Origin of the sequence: Pantoea sp. Morm, assembly GCF_016643525.1 — a bacterium.
Lineage (GTDB): Bacteria > Pseudomonadota > Gammaproteobacteria > Enterobacterales > Enterobacteriaceae > Pantoea > Pantoea dispersa.
Genome location: NZ_VOQX01000166.1, coordinates 1 through 4,613, shown reverse-complemented (window position 1 = coordinate 4,613; position 4,613 = coordinate 1). Strand labels below are relative to the sequence as shown.

The 4,613-nt window shown below is 53.0% G+C and carries 4 protein-coding genes and 1 pseudogene; all 5 read left to right on the top strand.

Annotated elements, in window-relative coordinates; translation table 11 throughout:
• Window positions 1-537: pseudogene (locus FT726_RS26060) on the top strand (succinate--CoA ligase subunit alpha); the annotation flags it as partial.
• Between the two features lie 703 nt (window positions 538-1,240).
• Window positions 1,241-2,812: a cytochrome ubiquinol oxidase subunit I gene (cydA, locus tag FT726_RS26055; RefSeq protein ID WP_034829156.1), complete on the top strand. Its 1,572-nt coding sequence runs from the start codon at window positions 1,241-1,243 to the stop codon at window positions 2,810-2,812.
• Between the two features lie 11 nt (window positions 2,813-2,823).
• On the top strand, window positions 2,824-3,963 hold the full coding sequence (gene cydB / locus FT726_RS26050; protein WP_346303717.1) for a cytochrome d ubiquinol oxidase subunit II: 1,140 nt from the start codon (window positions 2,824-2,826) through the stop codon (window positions 3,961-3,963).
• A gap of 15 nt (window positions 3,964-3,978) precedes the next feature.
• Window positions 3,979-4,092, top strand: coding sequence for a cytochrome bd-I oxidase subunit CydX (gene cydX, locus FT726_RS26045; protein ID WP_346303716.1), 114 nt, complete (start codon window positions 3,979-3,981; stop codon window positions 4,090-4,092).
• The gene (gene ybgE, locus FT726_RS26040) at window positions 4,092-4,385 is read left to right on the top strand and encodes a cyd operon protein YbgE (protein WP_045833524.1); all 294 of its coding nucleotides are present in this window, start codon (window positions 4,092-4,094) and stop codon (window positions 4,383-4,385) included. The genes cydX and ybgE overlap by 1 nt, the downstream gene beginning before the upstream one ends.
• Window positions 4,386-4,613 lie beyond the last annotated feature (228 nt).

Sequence of the window (4,613 nt, the reverse complement as noted above, 5' to 3'; positions counted from 1 at the left end):
GAAGCTGGCGTACGCATGATCGGCCCGAACTGCCCAGGCGTGATCACCCCAGGCGAATGTAAAATCGGTATCATGCCGGGCCACATTCACCAGCCAGGCCGTGTCGGTATCGTATCCCGTTCAGGTACCCTGACTTACGAAGCCGTTAAGCAGACCACTGACATCGGCTACGGCCAGTCAACCTGCGTGGGCATCGGTGGTGACCCGATCCCAGGTTCAAACTTCATCGATATCCTGAAAATGTTCCAGGATGACCCACAGACCGAAGTGATCGTGATGATCGGTGAGATCGGTGGTAGCGCTGAAGAAGAAGCCGCAGCCTTCATTAAAGAGCACGTGACCAAGCCGGTTGTCGGCTACATCGCGGGTGTGACTGCACCGAAAGGCAAACGTATGGGCCACGCAGGCGCCATCATTGCTGGCGGTAAAGGCACCGCTGACGAGAAATTCGCCGCGCTGGAAGCGGCCGGTGTGAAAACCGTACGCAGCCTGGCTGACATTGGCGACGCCGTTAAAGCAGTTCTGCCAATCAAATAAGTCATCACTTGTGATGCGCATGGAGCCACCTTCGGGTGGCTTTTTTTATGCCTGAAAGGGCAGGGGAGGCCATTGGCAACAACGCCCTGTGCAGAGTCACACAAAAAGCAGGGAAAAACCGCAACGGAGATAAAATCTGCGGCTATGCTTACTGAGTTGGAAGGGTAAAGATAGGAAAATGTGCGTGATTTCACAGGGGAAATTAAACCTGAGTATCCGGTATTAACGTTAAAAAAATACGGGAGAAGTAATTATTTCCTTAATTGCATCACGCGTTCATGACAACTAATTAACAACAACGCTAACACTACATATCTGAAAAAATATTGTCTTAATCCAGATCAATAAAGGGTGAGATATAACAAACTTTACTGCTGGCATCACGCACGACAAACGGTATAAATTGCGCTGCATCAATTCAGTCTTTTCCGCGAATTTTCAGGAGTTTGAGCCAGGCGTTGTTAGCGCAATTCTGTCGCCTTCTTGCATCATACTCCTGCTCGAAACAGATTGAAGCGATCGGTTTTTCGGGAAATTTTCAACACTGTTACTCACTCATTTCGGGCTACAGATTTCTCTGTTCTGTCAGTAATAAAACTGGAATCAATAATCAGTCGTTCCTGGATCTTATTCTGCACGTCAATGTTCGTTGTTTACCGTTGTCAGCCGCAGAGTAAATTCATGCGAGGAGCAAGGAGTCATCATGTTAGATATTGTCGAGCTGTCGCGTTTACAGTTTGCCCTGACGGCGATGTACCATTTCCTGTTCGTCCCCTTAACGCTGGGTATGGCGTTTTTGTTGGCGATCATGGAAACCGTATATGTCCTGACGGGTAAGCAAATTTATAAAGACATGACCAAGTTCTGGGGCAAGTTGTTCGGTATCAACTTTGCGCTGGGTGTCGCAACCGGTCTCACCATGGAGTTTCAGTTCGGGACCAACTGGTCATATTACTCCCACTACGTCGGCGATATCTTCGGTGCGCCGCTCGCCATTGAAGGCTTGATGGCGTTCTTCCTTGAATCCACCTTTGTTGGTCTGTTCTTCTTCGGTTGGGATCGCCTCGGCAAAGTCCAGCACCTGGCGGTGACCTGGCTGGTGGCGCTCGGTTCTAACATGTCTGCGCTGTGGATTCTGGTGGCGAATGGTTGGATGCAGAACCCGATCGCTTCTGAATTCAATTTCGAAACCATGCGCATGGAGATGGTGAGCTTCTCCGAGCTGGTGCTTAACCCGGTTGCGCAGGTGAAATTTGTTCACACCGTCGCGGCAGGGTACACCGCCGGCGCGATGTTCGTGCTGGGTATCAGTGCCTGGTATCTGCTGAAAGGCCGTGATGTGGCATTCGCTAAGCGCTCATTCGGTATTGCAGCCAGCTTCGGCATGGCCGCGATATTGTCGGTGATCGTCTTGGGTGATGAATCCGGTTATGAAATGGGTGACGTACAGAAAACCAAACTCGCAGCAATAGAAGCTGAGTGGGAAACGCAGCCTGCACCTGCTGCCTTCACGCTGTTTGGTATTCCCGATCAGGATTCGAAGGAGAACAAGTACGCGATTCAAATCCCGTATTTGCTCGGGCTGATCGCGACGCGATCGGTGGATACACCGGTCACCGGTCTGAAAGATCTGCTGTCGCAACATGAAGTGCGCATCCGTAACGGCATGAAAGCCTACGCGTTGCTGAATGAACTGCGCGCGGGCAGCAAAGATCCTGCAGTTCGCAGCCAGTTCGAAGCCAGTAAACAGGATCTCGGTTATGGCTTGCTGCTGAAGCGCTATACCCCGGATGTGGCGAATGCGACTGAAGCGCAGATTCAGAAAGCGACACAGGATTCGATTCCACGTGTGGCACCGCTCTATTTCGCCTTCCGCATCATGGTGCTGTGTGGCGTGCTGCTGCTGGGCATCATCGCTCTGTCATTCCTGAGTGTGATTCGCAACCGCATTGGTAAGAGCCGCTGGCTGCTCAAGGCGGCGCTGTACGGTATTCCGCTGCCATGGATTGCCATCGAATCAGGTTGGTTTGTTGCAGAGTACGGTCGTCAGCCGTGGGCAATTGGTGAAGTCCTACCGACCGCCGTGGCGAACTCCTCACTGACCGTTGGCGATCTGCTGTTCTCAATGATTTTGATTTGCGGTCTTTACACCCTTTTCCTGGTGGCGGAAATGTACCTGATGTTCAAGTTCGCCCGTCTGGGCCCCAGCAGCCTGAAGACTGGCCGCTACCATCATGAGACCGTGAAAGCGGCTGCTCAGCCCGTGCGTGGATAAGGAGAGCAACCATGTTTGATTATGAAGTATTGCGCTTTGTCTGGTGGTTGCTGATTGGCGTGCTGCTGCTTGGCTTTGCGGTTACCGACGGGTTTGATATGGGGGTCGGGATGCTGACGCGCATCCTTGGCCGTACCGATACCGAACGACGTATCATGATTAACAGCATCGCCCCGCACTGGGACGGCAACCAGGTATGGCTGATCACTGCAGGTGGCGCGCTGTTTGCCGCCTGGCCAATGGTTTACGCCGCCGCGTTTTCCGGCTTCTATGTGGCGATGATTTTGGTGCTGGCTTCGCTGTTCTTCCGCCCGGTGGGTTTTGACTACCGTTCGAAGATTGAGGAGATGCGCTGGCGTAACGCCTGGGACTGGGGCATTTTCATCGGCAGCTTCGTTCCGCCGCTGGTGATTGGCGTGGCCTTCGGCAACCTGTTGCAGGGCGTACCTTTTCATGCGGATGAGTATCTGCGTCTGTTCTATACCGGTAACTTCTTCCAGTTACTCAATCCGTTTGGCTTGCTGGCGGGCGTGATCAGTGTTGCGATGATCCTGACGCAAGGCGCGACCTATCTGCAGATGCGTACCAACGGCGATCTGCACCTGCGTGCGCGCGGCACCGCGCAAATCAGTGCGCTGGTGATGATGGTGTGCTTCGTATTAGCCGGTGTGTGGGTGAAATACGGAATTGATGGCTATGTGGTGAAAAGCGTCATCGATCATCACGCTGCATCCAACCCGCTGGGCAAAGAAGTGGTGCGTGAAGCCGGTGCGTGGATGGTGAACTTTGAACAGACGCCAATCCTGTGGCTGTTCCCGCTGCTTGGCGTGGTGCTGCCGCTGCTGACCGTGCTCTGCTCGCGCATGGAGAAGGGCGCCTGGGCGTTTGTCTTTTCTTCATTGACGCTGGCATGCGTCATCATGACTGCAGGCATCGCGATGTTCCCGTTCATTATGCCTTCCAGCACCGTGCCGGGCACTAGCCTGACCATGTGGGATGCTACCTCAAGCCTGCTGACGCTGAAAGTGATGACCTTCGCCGCCATCATCTTTGTCCCGATTATCCTCGCCTATACCGCGTGGTGTTATTACAAGATGTTTGGGCGTATCACCAAAGAACACATTGAGAGCAATACGCACTCCCTGTACTGATTAAGGAGATTGAGCATGTGGTATTTTGCCTGGATTCTTGGCACTTTGCTGGCCTGTGCGTTTGGCGTGATCACGGCGCTGGCGATTGAGCAAGCAGAAGAGAGTGGCGCAGAGGATAAACAACACTGATGCGCACACTGATTCAGACGCTGTATCGTCTGATGGACAAGGGCCCGTTACGGGCCCTTTCGCTGATACTGGCGCTGTGGCTGGCGGGCTGTGTTATCTGGCAACCGTCACGCTTTGCCGCCCGCACGAGCGACTTAGCCATCTGGCATGGATTATTGATGATTTGGGCGGTGTGCACCGGCGTGATTCATGGTACGGGCTTCCGTCCATTGCAAACGCGCTGGCGAGCCGTGTTTTCACCGTTGCCTGCGATGATCGTACTGATTCTGGGAATCTATTGGTTCTATCATTGAGTCCCGAGGCTGTTTTTATCCGCTTTATTCGGACGCTGACGTGAGTTTATGTCAGCGCCTGGTCAAGAAATATCCTGAAATTCCTTCCAGTTGTTAACGTGTGATAATTATTTTCTCCTGGCTCTGGCGGACCATTCCCAAGCCGATCTCACTTGCGTATAGTAGCAACGTTTAAAATGAGACCGGGATGTAGAGTGAGTACAACGCTGTTTCGCTGGCCGGTTCGGG

Coding starts and splice junctions, on each gene's coding strand:
- cydX (WP_346303716.1), top strand. CDS start 3,979: ATGTGGTATTTTGCCTGGATTCTTGGCACTTTGCTGGCCTGTGCGTTT.
- ybgE (WP_045833524.1), top strand. CDS start 4,092: ATGCGCACACTGATTCAGACGCTGTATCGTCTGATGGACAAGGGCCCG.
- cydA (WP_034829156.1), top strand. CDS start 1,241: ATGTTAGATATTGTCGAGCTGTCGCGTTTACAGTTTGCCCTGACGGCG.
- cydB (WP_346303717.1), top strand. CDS start 2,824: ATGTTTGATTATGAAGTATTGCGCTTTGTCTGGTGGTTGCTGATTGGC.